We start from the raw sequence: 16,744 nt of genomic DNA, 5'->3' as shown, positions 1-16,744 counted from the left end.
CGCTGCCCACCGCCCGTAACCGGCCACGGGCGGGCGAAGCGGGGTCAAGCGTGCCGGTCCGGCCCGCCGTCGGGCCGCGCGCCCCCGGTGTCCGGGTGCGCGACGTCCGGGTCGGTACGCGTGTCGCCGCCCTCGGGGTGCACGACCGCCCAGACGAGCTTGCCGTCGGGCAGCAGGGTGCTGCCCCAGCGGCGGGCCACCGTGTCGATCAGCAGCAGCCCCCGGCCGCCGGCCAGGTGCGGCGGGGTCACCCCGGTGAACCGCGGCTGCCGCCGCGACCGGTCGCGCACGCCGAGGTGCAGCGTGCCGTCGCCGGGGGCCAGCCGCAGGGTCATCGGGGTGCGCGCGTGCGCCACCACGTTGTTGACCATCTCGGTCACCGCGATGCAGCCCGCCTCGGCCAGAGCGCCGATCCCCCACCGGGCGCAGCCGTCGGTGACCAACGCCCGGGCCTGCCGGGCCGCGCCGACGACCGGCGGCAGCGCGGTGGTGGTCGCCGCGGCCATCGGCGCCCGGGTCAGCGCCGCCGTCGCCTCCGCCAGGGTCGCGCAGACCGGCAGCTCCGGGCCGGCCGCCGCCCCCGTCGGGTCGACGACCAGCAGCCCCGCCGCCGGCCAGTCGGCGATCTCGCGGCGCACCTCGGCGAACAGCCCCCGGGCGGGGGCGGCCAACCGCAGCCGGGTCAGGTCGACCACCACCGGGCCGGGGCGGTCGCAGAGCCGCACGAGCAGCGCGTCCCGGACGGCGGCGGTGCCGGCGGCGTCGAGCACCCCCGTCAGCCGGAGCACTCCGGACGACTCGTCCGTCTCCACCACGCAGCGCAGGTCGGTCGGCATGATCGTCCCATTGTGCGTCGTGGCCACGGACGGCGCATCCTGCCGGTCGGGCGAGTTCATCAGCGGTCCGCCCGCGACCGCCTGGCCCGGGCCGCCATCGTGCCGACCGCCGTGCCGGCGGCGGCGAGCCCGAAGGCCGTGGTCATCCGGACCAGGTGCCGCCGCCGGCCGTGCCACCCGCCGTCGCGCCGGGCGGTGGCGTCGGCGGCGAAGACGTTGCCGGCGCTGTCCGGCCGCCGGGCCGGCCCGAACTGGGTGCGGTGGACGTACCAGCCGAGGACGCGTTCGGCCAGCGCGGGGGCGAGCCGCCACTGCGCGCCGAGCAGCCGGGCGGCCCCGCCGGCGTACGCCTCGCGGCGCGGCCGGCGCAGCAGCCGGACGACGGTCTCGGCCACCAGCTCCGGCGGGTACACCGGCGGGGGCGGCACCAGCTCCCGGCCGGTGTGGTTGGCGGCGTGCCGGAAGAACGGGGTGTCGATGCTCGCCGGCAGCACCGTGCACACGGAGACGTTGCCCCGCCCGGTCAGCCGCAGCTCCTGCCGCACCGTGTCGGCCAACCCCCGGATGCCGTGCTTGGTGGCGTTGTACGCCGACTGGTAGGGCATCGCCACCTCGGCCAGCACGGAGGCGTTGTTGACCAGGACCCCGCCGCCGGCCGCCGCGAGGTACGGCAGGGCGGCCCGCATGCCGTGCACGACGCCGAGCAGGTTCACCTCCAGCACCCGGCGGAACTCCCGTACCGGTATCTCGTCGAACAGCCCGACCGCGCTCACCGCCGCGTTGTTGACCCAGGCGTCGATCCGGCCGAACTCCTCCGCCGTGCGGGCGGCGAGGATCTCCACGGCCACCGGGTCCGTCACGTCCGTGGGCACGGCGAGCGCCTGCCCGCCCAGCTCCCGGCACCGCGCCGCCACCCGCTCCAGGGCGTCCTCGCTGCGGGCCGCCAGCGCCACGGCCGCGCCCCGTCGGGCGAGGGCGTACGCGGTGGCCGCGCCGATGCCGCTGGAGGCGCCGGTGAGCACGACGACGGCGTCGTCGAGGGTGCGGGTCAGAGGCATTCCACGCCCGTACCCCGGTGGGGCCCGCTCATGCCGGCGGCCCGGCCCGGATCGGCGGCCGGCGGCCCGGACCGGCGGGGGACTTGGCAGGTTTCGGCTCCGGGCGGCGCGGTTAATGGGACCCTCTGACCGGGGAGGACCCACCAGCTCAACGAACCGCATGGAGGTGACCCATGCGCGTCGGCCTAGTGTGCGCGCACTCCGGCCCGTCGCGGCCCGCCGACGGCCCCGTCGTCGGCACGCGCGAGCACATCGCGCGGGTCGCCGCCGAGCTGGCCGGGCGCGGCCACGACGTGCACGTCTACGAGCGCCGGGACGATCCCGCGCTGCCCGCCACGGCGGAGGTCGACGGCTACCGGGTGGAGCGGGCGCCGGTCGGCCCGGCCGCCCCGATGCCCACCGCCGAGCTGGTCGGGCACGTGTCCGAGTTCGGGCGGTGGCTGGCCGACCGGTGGGCCGGCGGGTGGTCCCCGGAGGTGGTGCACGGGCACTACTGGGTCGGCGGCCTGGCCGCCGCGCACGCGGTGCGCGAGACCGACATCCCCGTCGTGCAGACCTTCCACTCGCTCGGCGTGGAGCAGCTGCGCCACCTCGGCCCCGGCTACGACGGCCCCGGCACCCGCATCCCGCTGGAACGGGCCCTGACCCGGGCGGTGGACATCGCGGTCGCCCAGTGCAACGACGAGGTCGACGAGCTGACCCGGATGGGGCTGCAACGCAGCTCGGTGGCGATGGTCCCCACCGGGGTCGACACCGACCAGTTCCACCCCGACGGCGAGGCCGCCCCGCGCGACCAGCGTTCGCGCATCCTCTCCGTGGGCGGCCTGACGCCCGGGCACGGCCACGACGACCTGATCCGGGCGATGCGGCTGGTCGGCGACGCCGAGCTGGTGATCGCCGGCGGCCCGCCGGCCGACCAGCTCGCCGGCCACGCCGAGGCGCGCCGCCTGCGCGAGCTGGCCGAGCGCACCGGGGTGGCCGAGCAGGTGACGCTGGTCGGTGCGGTGCCGCACGACCAGATGGCCACCTGGTACCGCTCGGCCGACGTGGTGGCCTGCACCCCGCACTACTCGTCCGCCGGCCGGGTCTCGCTGGAGGCGATGGCCTGCGGCGTGCCGGTCGTCGGGTACGCGATGGGCGGCATCGCCGACGCCGTCGTCGACGAGGTCACCGGGAAGCTGGTGCCGCCGGGCGACGTGCGGGCCCTCGGGATGACCCTGCGCCGGCTGCTCGCCGACAACGCCGGCCGGTTCGCGTACGGGCACGCCGCCGTGGACCGGGTCCGGTGCAGCTACACGTGGGAACGCACGGCCGGCGCGCTGGAGCGGCTCTACGAGCGGGTGGTGCTGCGCCGCAGGCCGGTCGAGGCGGCGTAGCCGGAAACCGGCCCGCGTGGACGATGCCGGGGCGGCCGGTCAGCGGCGGGGGCGGGCCGGCGCGCCGGCGGGGAGCATCCCCCGGGCGCGTTCCCGGGAGACCACCTCGTGGTGGTGCTGCGGCTCGGCGTAGCGCGTCAGCCCGATCACCGCGGCCAGCGTGGCCAGGAAGCCCAGGGCGGCCAGCCACTCCCGGCCCGGCCAGATCCTGTCGTTGAGCAGCAGCAGCCCGACGATCGCGGCGGGCACCGCCCCGGCCGCGTCCATCGCGGCCACCGCCGCCGTGGTCGAGCCGCGCTGCATGGCCAGGCCGAGCAGGAGCTGGCCGACCAGCGAGTGGGCCACCAGCAGGTAGAGCAGCGGGTCCCGGACGAACCCCTCCACGCTCGTCACGGCGGCCAACGGGCGGGCGGCCACCGCCGCGGCGGAGAAGGCCAGCCCGGCCAGCGAGCCGAGCGCCACCGAACCGGGCGCGCCGTGCAGCCGTACGGCGAAGAAGCCGACCACGGCGATCACCGCGAGCGCCGCCGCCAGCGTGACCAGGCCGGCGGGCCCCAGCGGCCGGGACTGCGCCGGCTGCGCCGACAGCACCAGGCCGGTGACCCCGAGGACGAGCAGCGCCAGCAGCGCGACCTCGGCGGTGGGCAGCCGCCACTTGAGCACCAGCACGCCGAGGATCGCGGTCACCCCGAGCCCCGCCGCCACGCTGGCCTGGACCAGGAACAGCGGCAGGTCCCGGCGGGCCAGGAAGGCCAGCACGAAGCCGCCGACCTGGCAGGCCAGCCCCACGAGGTAGGTGCGGTGACCGGCCAGCCGCAGCAGCAGCCCCGGGTCGAAGGTGTGGTGCACGGTGGTCCGCGCCGCGGCGACGGACTGGAGGAGGTTGGCGAAGCCGTACGCGACGATCATCGCCGCCAGGAAGCACCAACCGGAGGACACCACCTGGCGAGGATAGAGGCTGGCGGCGCTCAGCGCGCGGCCGGCCGACCCAGCCTCGCCAGGATGTCGGCGTGCAGCGCCCCGTTGCTGGCCACGGCGCTGTTCTCCACCGCGGCGTCGCCGCCCGGGGCGGGCCGCCCGGCCAGGTCGGTGAACGTGCCGCCCGCCTCGGTCACGATCGGCACCAGCGCGGCGACGTCCCACAGGGACAGTTCCGGCTCGACCATCACGTCCAGGGCCCCCTCGGCGAGCAGCATGTAGCCGTAGAAGTCGCCGTAGGCCCGGCTGCGCCAGGTGTCCCGCATGAGCTGGAGCACCGGCTCCAGCAGCCCGGCTGACTCCCACCCCGACAGCGACGAGTAGCAGAAGCTGGCGTCGGCGAGGCGGCCCACCGCCGACACCCGGATCGGCGCGCCGTGGGCGGCGTCCGGGCCGGCGTACGCGCCCGCGCCGAGCGCGCCCCACCAGCGGCGGCCCAGCGCCGGCGCGGAGACCAGCCCGAGCACCGGCCGGTCGCCCTCCAGCAGGGCGATCAGGGTGGCCCAGACGGGCACCCCCCGGACGAAGTTCTTGGTGCCGTCGATCGGGTCGACCACCCAGCGCCGCCCGCCCGGGGCGGCCGAGGGCTGCCCGCCGTACTCCTCGCCGAGCAGGCCGTCGCCGGGGCGGTGCTCCGCCAGCAGCGCCCGGATCTGCCGCTCCACGGCCGTGTCGGCGTCGGAGACCGGGGTCAGGTCGGGCTTCGCCTCCACCCGCAGGTCGAGGGCCCGGAACCGGGCCGTGGAGATGGCGTCCGCGGCGTCGGCGAGCAGGTGGGCGAGGGCGAGGTCGTCGGCGTACCCGGTCATGCCGCAAACGGTAGCGGCGGCCCGGTCACGCCCCTGCCGGCGGGTCGCCGGTCATGCCCCCTCCAGCGGGTCGCCGTGCCGCGCGTGCGACTGCGGGGCTCGCCGGCTCACTCCTCGCGCACGCCCGGGTTGCGCTGGTCGGGCTCGCGGCTGTCGCCCTCCCCGGACCGGGAGGCCAGCAGCCGGCGGTACGAGGCCAGCCGACGCCCGTCGGCCTTGCCGGCGGCCACCCAGGCGTCCAGCGCGCAGTCGGCCTCCTCGGCGGTGTGCTGGCAGTTCACCGGGCAGTCGACCGTGCCCTCCACCAGGTCGGGGAAGCCGTGCAGCAGGCTGTCGGCCGAGACGTGCGCCAGCCCGAAGCTGCGCACCCCCGGGGTGTCGACGATCCAGCCCGGGTCGGTGCCGACGCCGGGGCGGGGCGGCAGCCGCAGCGCCACCGCGCTGGTCGACGTGTGCCGGCCCCGGCCGATCGCGCTGACCACCCCGACCGCCCGGTCGGCGTCGGGGACCAGCCGGTTGACCAGCGTCGACTTGCCCACCCCGGAGTGGCCCACCAGGACCGACACCCGGCCGGCGAGCAGGTCGCGCAGCGCGTCGAGGTCGGCGTCGGGCCGCAGCAGCACGTACGGCAGCTCCAGCTCGGCGTAGTAGCCGAGCACCTGCTCCGGGCCGGCCAGGTCGGCCTTGGTGAGGCAGAGCAGCGGATCGATGTCCGCGTCGTACGCGGCGACCAGGCAGCGGTCGACGAACCCGGTGCGCGGCGGCGGGTCGGCCAGCGCGCTGACGATGACGAGCTGGTCGGCGTTGGCCACCACGACCCGCTCCAGCCGCCCCTCGGGGGTGTTCTCGTCGTCGTCGGCGGTGCGCCGCAGCACCGAGGTGCGCTCGGCGATCCGGACGATGCGGGCCAGCGCGCCGGCCGCCCCGGAGGTGTCCCCGACCAGGCCCACCCGGTCGCCCACCACCACCGACTTGCGGCCCAGCTCCCGGGCCCGCATGGCGGTCACCAGCGGGGCGTCGGGGTCGCCGCCGGGCAGCAGCACGCACGTGTAACGGCCCCGGTCCACGGCGATGACGAAGCCGTCGACGGCGTCGGCGTGCCGGGGTCTCGTGCGGGTCCGCGGGCGCGACGACCTCCCGGGCCGGACCCGTACGTCGTCCTCGTCGTACTCCCGCCGCTTCGTCGCCAGGACGCCCTCCGTCGGGTCAGCTCGCTCCGGTCACCATCGCCGACCATAGTGCCGGAAACTCCGGCATGGTCTTGGAGGTGCACGACACGTCGTCGAGCTCGACGCCGGGGACCGCCAGGCCGGTCACCGCCGCCGCGTGCGCCATGCGGTGATCGTGGTACGTCCGGAACTGCCCGCCGTGCAGCGGCCGGGGCCGGACCTCCAGCCCGTCGGCCGACTCGGTGAGGTCGGCGCCGAGGCCGGTGAACTCGCGGGCGAGCGCGGCGATCCGGTCGGTCTCGTGCCCCCGGATGTGCGCCACGCCGGTGAACCGGGACGGCGAGTCGGCGAGCGTGGCGAGCGCGGTCAGCGCCGGGGTCAGCTCGCTGACGTCGGAGAGGTCGGCCTCGATGCCGTGCACCACGCCGGTGCCGCGCACGGTCAGCCCGTCGGTGGTGAGGACCACCTCGCCGCCCATCCGGTGCAGCAGCGTGCGGAGCTGCTCGACGGGCTGGGCGCTGCTGCGCGGCCAGCCCCGCAACGTCACCTCGCCGCCGGTGACCAGCGCCGCGGCGAAGAACGGCACCGCGCCCGACAGGTCGGGCTCGATCTCCCAGCCCCGCCCGGTCAGCGGCCCCGGCTCGACGACCCAGACGTCCGGGGTGCCGTCGTCGACGGCCGCCCCGGCGGCCCGCAGCATCTGCACGGTCATCCGCAGGTGCGGCGTGGACGGCACCGGCGGGCCGACGTGCCGGACCACCACGCCCCGGTCGAAGCGCGGCGCGGCCAGCAGCAGGCCGGAGACGAGCTGGCTGGAGGCGGAGGCGTCGATGACCACCTCGCCGCCGGCCACGCTCCCGGTGCCGAACACGGTCAGCGGGAGGCTGCCGGTGGCCGGGGACTCGACCCGCACCCCGAGGGAGCGCAGCGCGTCGATCAGCGGGCCCAGCGGGCGGGTGCGGGCCTGCGGGTCGCCGTCGAAGGTGATCCGCCCCTCGGCGAGCCCGGCGACCGGGGGCACGAACCGCATGATGGTGCCGGCGAGGCCGACGTCGACGTGCGCCGGGCCGGCCAGCGGGTGGGGCCGGACCAGCCAGCGGTCGTCGTCGGCGATCGACATGTGCGCGCCGAGGGCCCGCAGGCCGCCGGCCATCAGCTCGGTGTCGCGGGCGCGCAGCGCCCCGGCGATGGTGGAGGGGCCGCCGGCCAGCGCGCTGAGCACCAGCGCGCGGGCGGTCATCGACTTGGAGCCGGGCAGCCGCAACGTGGCAACCACCGGGTCGGACGCGGTCGGAGCGGTCCACGGCCGCAGCGGCCGGGTCGCGGTCGTGTTCCCCACGGTCACATTCTGCCGCGCCCCGGCCGCCGCCGGACGGGCCGCCCGGGCGCGCTCCCGGTGGGCGGGACGGGCCGCCCGACGCCGGGCCCGGGGCCGGGGCGGTCCCCGGCGGGACAGCCGAACGCGGCCCGGGGCGTTAGCGTGTGCCCCATGTGTGGGAGGTACGCCACGACCCGGAGCGCGGTCGACCTGAGCGCCGTGTTCGAGTCGGCCGACGAGACGCAGGGCCGGGCCCGGTCGAGCCACAACGTCGCCCCCACGACGACCGTGCCGCTGGTGCGGCTCACCCCGGAGGGGCACCGCGCCCTGTCCGCCGGCCGCTGGGGGTTCCTCCCGCCCTGGTCGAAGTCGCCCGCCGCCGGGGCCCGCATGATCAACGCGCGGGCGGAGACGGTGGCCACCAGCCGGGCGTACGCGCCCGCGTTCGCCCGGCGGCGCTGCCTCGTCCCCGCCGACGGCTGGTACGAGTGGGTCCGGCTGCCCGAGGGCGGGCGGCAGCCCTACTTCATGACCCCGGCCGACTCGTCGGTGCTCGCTCTGGCGGGCATCTGGTCGGTCTGGGAGGGGCCCGCCGGGCCCGTGCTGACCTTCAGCGTGCTGACCACCGCGGCGGTGGGCGAGCTGGCCCGGGTGCACGAGCGGATGCCCCTGCTGCTGCCCCGCCAGCGGTGGGCGTCCTGGCTGGGGTCGACCGACGAGCCGGCCGCCCTGCTGGCCCCGCCCGATCCCGGGTGGCTGGCGGGGCTGGAGATCCGCCCGGTCGGCCCGGCGGTCGGCAACGTCCGCAACGACGGGCCGGAGTTGATCACCCGGGTGCCCGCCCCGGCCGTCCCGGCCGACGAGGTGACGCTTTTCTGACAGTCGCCGGGGGCATTGTCGCGTGCTGATTTGCCAGAGTTGCGGGCGAATCGTCGGCCAAGCTTTTAGTCATCTTTACGGAAGACTCTTGTCCCGGTGTCTGAAAGTGCGATACAACACAGCGCCGGTAGTGGGTGACGATTCGTACGGTGCGAACGGCACTCATCGATCTTTCCGGTCCCACGGGGGAGGTGGGTGGATGACACGGGCGCGTATGCCCCGCCCGCACGAGGTGGCTGCCGCACGACGAGATCCGCGACTGTTGCGGGCGTTGCGGGAACGGCGGCAGGACGAAGCCTGGCGCACCAGAGGCACCTGCCAGAGCGTGGATCCGGAGACGTTCTTTCCGGCCCCCAACGAGCCGGCCGACGCGGCCGTCGCGCTCTGCCGCAGTTGTGACGTGCAGGGATCGTGCCTGGCCTGGGCGCTGGAGGTCGGTGACTGCCACGGCGTGTGGGGCGGCACCACCCCGCGTGAGCGCCGGGCCATGCTGGTCGCCTGGCGCAGCGAGGTCGACCCGAACCCCGACGCGGCCGACGAGGCCGGCCCGCCGGTGCGGGACCGGCTGCTCACCCTGGTGCCGCTGAGCTGACCGCCCCGGCCGTCCCGCCCCCCGGCAAGGACGGGACGGCCGGCGGCGGTCCGACAGTGCCCGGCGGTCCGACAGCGCCCGGCGGCACGGCGGCGCCCGGCGGCACGGCGGCCGGCTGGGCCGGCGGCCGGCTGGGACGGCGGGCGCGCCCGCCTCCGGGTGGCGTGGGCCGGGTGCCCCGGGCCCGGCGAGGTCCATCGGCTCCGGCGCGTGCCGGGTCGGTTCGCGGCGGTGACCCGCAGAATGGGCCCGTGCGAGACGCGGACGAGATCGTCACCCCACGCGGACCGGCCCGGGTCGACACCGACCTGCCCGCCGGCCCGCCGAGGGCGCTGCTGGCGCTCGGGCACGGCGCGGGCGGTGACGTCGACGCGCCGGACCTGGGCGCGCTGCGGGACGCGGCGGCCCGTGCCGGGCTCGTCGTGTGCCGGGTGACCCAGCCCTACCGGGTCGCCGGGCGACGCGCGCCGGCCCCCGCGGGGCACCTCGACGAGGCGTGGACGGCGGTCCTTGCCGAGCTGCGCCGGCGGCACCCCGCCGTGCCCGCGCTCGTGGTCGGCGGCCGGTCCAGCGGTGCCCGGGTGGCCTGCCGCACCGCGACCGCCGTCGGCGCGGACGCGGTGGTGGCCCTGGCGTTCCCGCTGCACCCGCCCGGTCGGCCGGAGCGTTCCCGGGCGGCGGAACTGGCCACCGGGCTGCCGACGCTGGTGGTCAACGGCGACCGCGACCCGTTCGGCGTGCCCGAGCCGGGCCGACGGGTGCGGGTGGTGGTCCGGCCCGGCGAGCGGCACGACCTGGCCGGCGATCCGGCCGGCACGGCCGCGGTGGTCGTCGACTGGCTGCGTAGGCGGGGCTGGGCGTCGCGCTGAGGCGCACCGGCCGTGACCCGGGGCCGTACGCCTCGTTGTCTCCGATGGTGTCGGGTGCCCGGTCCGGGCGGCCGACGCCGTCCCTCCCAGGCCCTTCCTGGTCCCAGCGTCGGCACCCGCCGGGGCCGGGACCAGGAACGGGGCCGGCGGGCCGGAATGCCGGGACCCGCGCCCCGCGTTACCTCCCACGGAAGAGACTTCTGCTTCAGGGGGGTGTGACCGGTGCCGACCGAGACGCGGAGCCGGGAACGGGACGAACGGGAGGCGCAGCGGCTCAGAAGGCTGCTGGGCGGACCGGACTGGCCCGCGGTGGCGGGGCCGGCCGAGCCGGGGTGGTCCGGGGCGGTGAGGACCAGCACACCGGCCGAAAGTGAATCTGCGGGCACTGGCCGGCGCGTATCCTCGGCGGGAAAGCATCCGACGCGAGGGGATGTGCGGTTGACCACCGAGAAGACGGACGAGCGCAGGGCCCGCTTCGAGCGGGACGCGATGCCATTCGTCGACCAGCTCTACGCTGCCGGGCTGCGGATGACCCGCAACCCGGCGGATGCCGAGGACCTGGTCCAGGAGACGTACCTGAAGGCGTACGCGGCCTTCCACCAGTTCGAGCAGGGCACCAACCTGAAGGCCTGGCTGTACCGGATCCTGACCAACACCTACATCAACTCCTACCGCAAACGGCAGCGCCAGCCCATCCAGGCGCCGACCGAGGAGATCACCGACTGGCAGCTCGCCGAGGCTGAGTCGCACACCTCCAGCGGGCTGCGTTCGGCCGAGACCGAGGCGCTCGACCGGCTGCCAGACAGCGACGTCAAGGAGGCTCTCCAGCAGTTGCCGGAGGAGTTCCGCCTGGCGGTCTACCTCACCGACGTCGAGGGCTTCTCCTACAAGGAGGTGGCCGACATCATGGGCACGCCCATCGGCACGGTGATGTCGCGGTTGCACCGGGGTCGTCGTAATCTGCGCAAGCTGCTCGAGGGCTACGCCGCCGAGCGCGGTTTCAGCGCTGCGCGGTCCCCGAAGGGCTCGACCGCCGCCGCCGGCCGGGAGGTGTGACGTGAGCTGTGGGAAGCCGCACGAGACGGACTGCCGTGAGGTGCTCGCGGAGGTCTACTTCTACCTCGACCTGGAGTGCGCCGAGGAGCGCCGGACGCTGATCCGGCGGCACCTCGACGAGTGCGGGCCGTGCCTGCGGGAGTACGGCCTGGAGCAGGAGGTGAAGGCGCTGGTCGCCCGCTGCTGCGGCAACGAGACCGCGCCCGAGCAGTTGCGCGAGCGGCTGCGGGTCCGCCTCACCGAGCTGGTGGTCTTCGAGACGAGCGAGTCCCGGGAGCTGGCCGACTGACGGCCGGCGTGCCTGGACGTGGCGGTGGCCCGGGTCGATCCGACCCGGGCCACCGGCGTCTCCGGCCGTGGGCGGCGAGGAGCGCTGAGCGGTCGGCGGTCGCCCGCCGCGCGACTCAGGAGTTGGGGCGCTTGCCGTGGTTCGCGCTGCTCTTCTTGCGGGCCTTCTTCTTGCGGGCCTTCTTCGCCATGCTGACCTCCTCGGGTGCTGGTCGGTGTCCGCCGGCGGCGAGCGCGGCGGTGGTCGCGTACCGGTCGCCCGGTCATCCGGGGCCGATCCGCTGATGCTAGTGCGGCCCGCCGCGGCCGTGGTCCGCCGGGGCACCGGTGGCGGGGCCGATGCGCCGTCGACCGGCCCGGTGCGGCGCGCGGGCCCGGCGGGATCGCATGTCGGGGTCCGCCGACGCGCCCGCGACGGTCCGGCACGTGATTGGATACCGATCGAGACACTGGCGGAAGAGGGAGGGCCCGGAGATGGCCGACGAGATCCGCGCCGAGATGGTGGCGAACGTGTGGAAGGTCGTCGCGTCGGCCGGGGACACCGTGTCCGAGGGGGACACGCTGGTGATCCTGGAGTCGATGAAGATGGAGATCCCGGTCGTCGCCGAGTCCGACGGCGTCGTCGAGCGGCTCGCCGTCAACGAGGGCGACGTGGTGCAGGACGGTGACCTGATCGCGGTGATCGGTTGACCGGGCTGCGGGTCAGGCGGGCCACCCCGGCCGACTTCTCGGCGGTGGCCCGGCTGACGGTCGCCGCGTACGAGGCCGACGGTCAGCTCAAGGGCGAGCACGGCTACGGTGCCGTGCTCGCCGACGTGGCCGCCCGGGCGGAGGCCGGCGAGGTGCTGGTCGCCGTCGACGGGGCGACCGGCGGGCTGCTCGGTTCGGTCACGTTCGTGCTGCCCGGCACCCCCTACGCCGAGCTCTCCAGGCCCGGCGAGGCCGAGTTCCGGATGCTGGCCGTGGACCCGGCGGCCCAGGGCCGGGGGGTCGGCGCGGCGCTGGTCGAGGCGTGCCTGTCCCGCGCCGCCGAGCGGGGCTGCTCGGCGGTGGTGATCTGCGTGCGCGGCGGGCTCGCCGCGGCCGCCCACCGGCTCTACGAGCGGCTGGGCTTCGTCCGCACGCCGGAGCGGGACTGGTCCCCGCTGCCCGGGGTGGACCTGCTCGGCCTGCGGCGGGAGCTGCCCGGCCCGAGCTGATCCCTGCTCACGGCCGGCCCTGCTCCCGGTCGGCCCCGCCCGCGCCGCCGCGCGGAGCCCGCCGCGACGGTGCCCGGGTCGGCCGGACGGCGGCCGCTCAGCCCTCGGCGATGCGGGCGAGCAGCTCGTCGGCCACCTCCAGGGCGATCTTCCGCCGCTCCTCGTCGGTGACGTGCGGGGTGCGGATGGCGAACCAGCTGCTGTGCACGGCGAACAGTGACAAGGCGGCGCGCAGCTGGGCTTCGGGCGACTCGTCGCCCCGGGCCAGCGCGTCGGCCATCCGAAACATCCGGTCGCGCATCTGCTGCCCGGCGGCCAGGCTCTTGAGCGCGGTCTGGTTCTGCTCGAAGAACCGCATCACCGAGGGCTGCTCGGTGGCGAACATGCTGTCGGCGTAGCGGGCGATCAGCTCCCGCCGCGTCGCCAGCGTGTCGGGCTGCCCGTCGGCCCAGGCGATCAGCGCGTCCATCCGGTCCAGCCGCTCCTCGACGAAGCTGCTGACGATCTCGTCCTTGCTCTTGAAGTGGTAGTAGAGGGCGGCCTTCGTCACGTTCAGCCGCTCGGCGATCTCGCGCAGCGAGGTCTTCTCGTAGCCCTGCTCGGTGAAGAGTTCGAGGGCCACGGCCTTGATGCGCTCCCGCGTGCCTGTGCTCTCTCTCACCCGAACCACCCAACTCGCTTGACGACCAGTTGCCACCCAACTTACCGTGCGGCTAGTAAGGTAACTAGCCGGTCGGCAAGTAAGTCGGTCACATCCCGGGGGGAGCTTACCGATGAGTCAGGAAGTCGAGGGCGCGGAGCGACGACCCAACATCCGGGTCGTCCTTTTCGGCCTCATGATCGCGATGATGCTCGCGATGCTCGACAACATGATCGTCAGCACCGCGCTGCCGCGGATCGTCGGCGAGTTCGGCGGGGTCGACCACTTCACCTGGGTCGTCACCGCGTACGTGCTGGGCACCACCGTCTCCACCCCCATCTGGGGCAAGCTCGGCGACCTCTACGGCCGCAAGGCGGTCTTCCTGACCTCCGTGGGCATCTTCCTGGTCGGCTCCGCGCTGTGCGGCATGGCCGGCTCCGGCGTGTTCGGCGGCACCGACAGCGGCATGATCGAGCTGATCGCCTTCCGGGCCGTCCAGGGCCTCGGCGCGGGCGGGCTGATGGTCGGCGTGATGGCGATCATCGGCGACCTCGTCCCGCCCCGGGAACGGGGCCGCTACCAGGGCATGATGGCCGGCATCATGGCCATCGCCATGGTGGCCGGGCCGCTGGTCGGCGGCTTCATCACCGACAACCTCTCGTGGCGCTGGGCGTTCTACGTCAACCTGCCGCTCGGCGGCGTCGCGCTGCTGGTGCTCGCCACCACCATGCACCTGCCGAAGTACCGCACCGAGCACCGGATCGACTGGCTCGGCGCGGGGCTGCTCTCGGTCGGCATCACCGCGATCGTGCTGATCACCACCTGGGGCGGCAACTCCTACGACTGGACCTCGCCGCAGATCCTCGGCCTGTCCGCTCTGGCCCTGGTGAGCCTGGTCGTGTTCGGCTTCGTGGAGCGGCGCGCGGCGGAGCCGATCCTGCCGCTCGGGCTGTTCGCCAACCGCAACTTCGCGCTGATCTCGATGATCGGCTTTCTGCTCGGCTTCGCGATGTTCGGGGCCATGAACTTCCTGCCGCTCTACCAGCAGACCGTGCAGGGGGCGACGGCCACCAACAGCGGCCTGCTGCTGCTGCCGCTGATGTTCGGCATGCTGGTGGTCTCGCTGGCGGTCGGTCGGGCGATCACGAGGACCGGCCGGTACCGGATGTTCCCGATCGTCGGCGGCGTGGTGATGACCGCCGGCCTGGCCCTGCTGACCCGGCTCGACGTGGACACGAGCAAGGTGGAGTCCTCGCTCTACATGGTAGTCCTCGGCGTCGGCATGGGCTTCCTCATGCAGACCTCGATGCTGATCGCGCAGAACAGCGTCGAGCAGAAGGACCTCGGCGCGGCCAGCGGCGCGGCCACCTTCTTCCGCTCGATCGGCGGCTCGTTCGGCATCTCGCTGTTCGGCGCGATCTTCGCCAACCGGCTCGCCGACTCGCCCGCCGGGTCCGCGTTCAGCGGCGGGGGCGAGGGCGGCCAGGTCGACCTCGACAAGCTCAAGCAGCTGCCGGCGCAGGCCCGGGAGCTGGTGCTCGGCGGTCTCGCCGACGCCGTCTCGCACGTCTTCTGGTGGGCCGTGCTGTTCACCGTGCTGGTGCCGGTGCTGGCCTGGTTCATCCGGGAGATCCCGCTGCGCTCGACGAACGACGCCCCGCCGGCCGCTTCGCCGGACGAGCAGGCCGAGGCGGCCCTCGGCAGGGCGTCGGCGGTCTGAGCGGCGGCCCCGAGCGCCGGGCCGCCCACGCCGAGCGCCGGGCCGCCCACGCCGAGCGCCGGGGCGGGCGGCCCGGCCGGCAGTGCCGCCGGCCCCGCCTCAGCCCCGGCGGCGGGTGAGGCGGCCCCAGAGGCGGCGCAGCCGGCCGGGGCGGGACCGGCCCGCCGCCGGGCCGGAGATCAGCTCGCCGGCCAGCGCGGCCGTCGCCGGGTCGAGGGCCGGGGTGGCCAGCGCCAGGTAGGCCAGCGAGACCGCGATCGGCATGCTCCGGTCCCGGGCCACCGCCGCCGCGTCGGCGAGCCGGTCGGCCACCACGCCGGCCACGTCCTCGCGGACCGAGGGGTCCACCCAGGCGGCGGTGACCAGGGCGAACAGGGCCGCCTCGGTGATCCAGTCCTCCACCCCCCAGACCAGCTCGACGAGCGTCCGGCGGCGGGTGGAGGACGGCCACGGCTCGTCCGTGCGGTGGTGCAGCAGGCCCAGGCACGCCCACACCTGCACGCAGCGCACCCAGAGCGACGGGTCCTGCCCGGCCAGCACCCGACCCAGCCCGGTCGGCGGGGCCGAGGGCGGGTGCACCAGCAGCCCGAGCAGGTCGGGCAGCCCCAGCGTGGCCAGGCCGACCGCCGCGTCGTACGCCGCCGGGGGGTGCGGCCACGCCGGGTGGGCGAGCTGCCGGACGCGGTCCGCCGCCTCGGCCGAGGGCGCCGGCACCGCCGGGGCCGCAACGGTGCCGTCCCAGCGCCACAGCGGCCGGTCGGTGGCCCGGCGGGGCTCGCGCGGGTCCGGCTCGGCCACCGCCGCCACCTCGACCCGCAGGCCGGGCGCGGCCGCCGCCACGGTACGCAGCGCGCTCGGCGGCTCCAGCGTCTCCAGCCGTACGGTCGCGCCGACGGCGTCCTGCTCGGCGGCCAGGGCGTGCCGCAGCACGGCGACCGCCGCCCCGGCGGCCGGGGTGACCTGCCCCAGCCACGGCCGGCTGCGGCAGCACTCGGCGAGGTCGCCGTGCTCGTGCGAGTCGTCGGGATGGTCGCGGACGAAGTCGGCCAGCGCCACCAGGTGCGCCACGTCGCCGTCGCGCTGGAAGCGCAGCCGGTGCGCGGTGTGCACGGCGCAGTCGAAGGCGGGGTTCCGGGCGAGGGCGCGGTCGGTCCACTCCAGGGCCTCGTCGAGCCGGCCGGTGTCGGCCAGCGTGCCGGCGATGTCGGCGTACACGGCGAGGTCGTCCGGGTCGTGGTCGACGGCCCGGCGGAGCGCGGCGAGGGCGTCGCGGGTGCGGCCGGCGCTGCGGTACGCGTACCCGAGCCACACCTCGCCGAGCTTGGACGGGCGCACCCGTACGCCCCGGCCGGCCCAGCGGACCGCCAGGTCGACCTCGCCGAGGCGCCGGGCCAGCGCGGACGCCGCGCCCAGCAGCAGGGCGTGCTCGGGGTGGACGGTGACGGCGTTGCGGGCCAGGGTGAGGTACGGCGTCAGGGGCCCCCGGTCGGCGCGCGGCACCGGGTCGGGCGTGGCGGCGCACACCTGCATCAGCACCTGGGCGAGGCCCTCCGGGTCGAGCCGTTCCGGCAGCTCGGGGGCCGTCACCCAGGGCACCCCGGCCCAGTCGGCGCTGCGGTCGTGCCCGGTGGCGGCGGCCAGCAGCTCCAGCCCCTCGGCGGGCCGCCCCGCCGCGGCGAGCAGGTGTGCCCGGGCCACCACCGTGCCGACGAAGGCGCGCTGGTGCAGGGGGAACAGGTCGAGGCCGCCGCCGCTGGCGGCGGCCAGCCGGGCCAGCGTCTCGTGCGCCTCGGGCAGGGTGGGCGACCGGGTCAGCGCGCCGGCGACGTGCCCGGCGGCGTGCGCCAGGTCCCCCTCGTCCAGCGCGAGCCGGGCCAGGGCCAGCTCCTCCTCCGTCGTCAGCGGGGGATCGTCCCTTCCCTCGGACACGTGGGCCTCTCGGTGGTAGGTGCGGGTG

At 75.9% G+C, this 16,744-nt stretch carries 17 protein-coding genes; 9 read left to right on the top strand and 8 right to left on the bottom strand.

Annotated elements, in window-relative coordinates; translation table 11 throughout:
- Positions 1–44: 44 nt before the first annotated feature.
- Both O7633_RS13725 and O7633_RS13720 read right to left on the bottom strand, forming a co-directional pair.
- On the bottom strand, positions 45–863 hold the full coding sequence (locus tag O7633_RS13725) for an ATP-binding protein (RefSeq protein WP_282328101.1): 819 nt from the start codon (positions 861–863) through the stop codon (positions 45–47).
- A gap of 32 nt (positions 864–895) precedes the next feature.
- Entirely contained in the window at positions 896–1,894 is a 999-nt protein-coding gene (locus O7633_RS13720; RefSeq protein ID WP_282328100.1) for an SDR family oxidoreductase, read from the bottom strand.
- Positions 1,895–2,067: 173 nt separating this feature from the next.
- On the opposite strand from O7633_RS13720, the gene O7633_RS13715 reads away from it, so the two are divergent.
- Entirely contained in the window at positions 2,068–3,270 is a 1,203-nt protein-coding gene (locus tag O7633_RS13715; RefSeq protein WP_278129229.1) for a glycosyltransferase, read from the top strand.
- Positions 3,271–3,309: 39 nt separating this feature from the next.
- Here O7633_RS13715 and O7633_RS13710 read toward each other — a convergent pair whose 3' ends face one another.
- The 4 genes from O7633_RS13710 to aroA all read right to left on the bottom strand — a co-directional run bounded on the left by O7633_RS13710 (position 3,310) and on the right by aroA (position 7,565).
- Complete coding sequence (locus O7633_RS13710) at positions 3,310–4,179, bottom strand: hypothetical protein (protein WP_282328555.1); 870 nt, start codon at positions 4,177–4,179, stop codon at positions 3,310–3,312.
- Between the two features lie 59 nt (positions 4,180–4,238).
- Positions 4,239–5,057: a histidinol-phosphatase gene (gene hisN, locus O7633_RS13705; protein WP_282328099.1), complete on the bottom strand. Its 819-nt coding sequence runs from the start codon at positions 5,055–5,057 to the stop codon at positions 4,239–4,241.
- 107 nt (positions 5,058–5,164) lie between these two features.
- Positions 5,165–6,097, bottom strand: coding sequence for a ribosome small subunit-dependent GTPase A (gene rsgA, locus O7633_RS13700; RefSeq protein WP_282328554.1), 933 nt, complete (start codon positions 6,095–6,097; stop codon positions 5,165–5,167).
- Positions 6,098–6,263: 166 nt separating this feature from the next.
- Entirely contained in the window at positions 6,264–7,565 is a 1,302-nt protein-coding gene (gene aroA, locus O7633_RS13695; protein WP_282328098.1) for a 3-phosphoshikimate 1-carboxyvinyltransferase, read from the bottom strand.
- 150 nt (positions 7,566–7,715) lie between these two features.
- Between aroA and O7633_RS13690 the strand changes: the two genes are divergently transcribed.
- From O7633_RS13690 to O7633_RS13660, 7 genes are all read left to right on the top strand, one after another.
- Entirely contained in the window at positions 7,716–8,423 is a 708-nt protein-coding gene (locus tag O7633_RS13690; protein WP_282328097.1) for an SOS response-associated peptidase, read from the top strand.
- Positions 8,424–8,622: 199 nt separating this feature from the next.
- Positions 8,623–9,015 carry a WhiB family transcriptional regulator gene (locus O7633_RS13685; RefSeq protein ID WP_043965878.1) on the top strand — a complete coding sequence of 131 codons (393 nt, stop codon included), beginning with the start codon at positions 8,623–8,625 and terminating at the stop codon, positions 9,013–9,015.
- 251 nt (positions 9,016–9,266) lie between these two features.
- Positions 9,267–9,884, top strand: coding sequence for an alpha/beta family hydrolase (locus O7633_RS13680; protein ID WP_178066311.1), 618 nt, complete (start codon positions 9,267–9,269; stop codon positions 9,882–9,884).
- 222 nt (positions 9,885–10,106) lie between these two features.
- Positions 10,107–10,940 (top strand): sigma-70 family RNA polymerase sigma factor, encoded by an 834-nt coding sequence (locus tag O7633_RS13675; RefSeq protein ID WP_282328096.1) that lies wholly within the window; start codon positions 10,107–10,109, stop codon positions 10,938–10,940.
- Position 10,941: 1 nt separating this feature from the next.
- Positions 10,942–11,229 carry a mycothiol system anti-sigma-R factor gene (rsrA, locus tag O7633_RS13670; RefSeq protein ID WP_074472685.1) on the top strand — a complete coding sequence of 96 codons (288 nt, stop codon included), beginning with the start codon at positions 10,942–10,944 and terminating at the stop codon, positions 11,227–11,229.
- Between the two features lie 473 nt (positions 11,230–11,702).
- Positions 11,703–11,918, top strand: a complete 216-nt coding sequence (locus tag O7633_RS13665; protein ID WP_074472686.1) for a biotin/lipoyl-binding carrier protein — start codon at positions 11,703–11,705, stop codon at positions 11,916–11,918.
- Positions 11,915–12,427 (top strand): N-acetyltransferase, encoded by a 513-nt coding sequence (locus tag O7633_RS13660; protein WP_282328095.1) that lies wholly within the window; start codon positions 11,915–11,917, stop codon positions 12,425–12,427. The genes O7633_RS13665 and O7633_RS13660 overlap by 4 nt, the downstream gene beginning before the upstream one ends.
- Before the next feature lie 97 nt (positions 12,428–12,524).
- On the opposite strand, the gene O7633_RS13655 is transcribed toward O7633_RS13660, so the two are convergent.
- On the bottom strand, positions 12,525–13,088 hold the full coding sequence (locus O7633_RS13655) for a TetR/AcrR family transcriptional regulator (protein WP_282328094.1): 564 nt from the start codon (positions 13,086–13,088) through the stop codon (positions 12,525–12,527).
- Positions 13,089–13,200: 112 nt separating this feature from the next.
- Here O7633_RS13655 and O7633_RS13650 point away from each other — a divergent pair, with 112 nt between their 5' ends.
- Positions 13,201–14,787: an MDR family MFS transporter gene (locus O7633_RS13650; RefSeq protein WP_282328093.1), complete on the top strand. Its 1,587-nt coding sequence runs from the start codon at positions 13,201–13,203 to the stop codon at positions 14,785–14,787.
- A 99-nt stretch (positions 14,788–14,886) separates the two neighbouring features.
- Here O7633_RS13650 and O7633_RS13645 read toward each other — a convergent pair whose 3' ends face one another.
- Complete coding sequence (locus O7633_RS13645; protein WP_282328092.1) at positions 14,887–16,716, bottom strand: tetratricopeptide repeat protein; 1,830 nt, start codon at positions 16,714–16,716, stop codon at positions 14,887–14,889.
- Between the last annotated feature and the right edge of the window lie 28 nt (positions 16,717–16,744).

The organism is Micromonospora sp. WMMD712 (assembly GCF_029581295.1).
GTDB lineage: Bacteria > Actinomycetota > Actinomycetes > Mycobacteriales > Micromonosporaceae > Micromonospora > Micromonospora carbonacea.
This window is presented reverse-complemented; position numbering and strand designations above follow the sequence as displayed.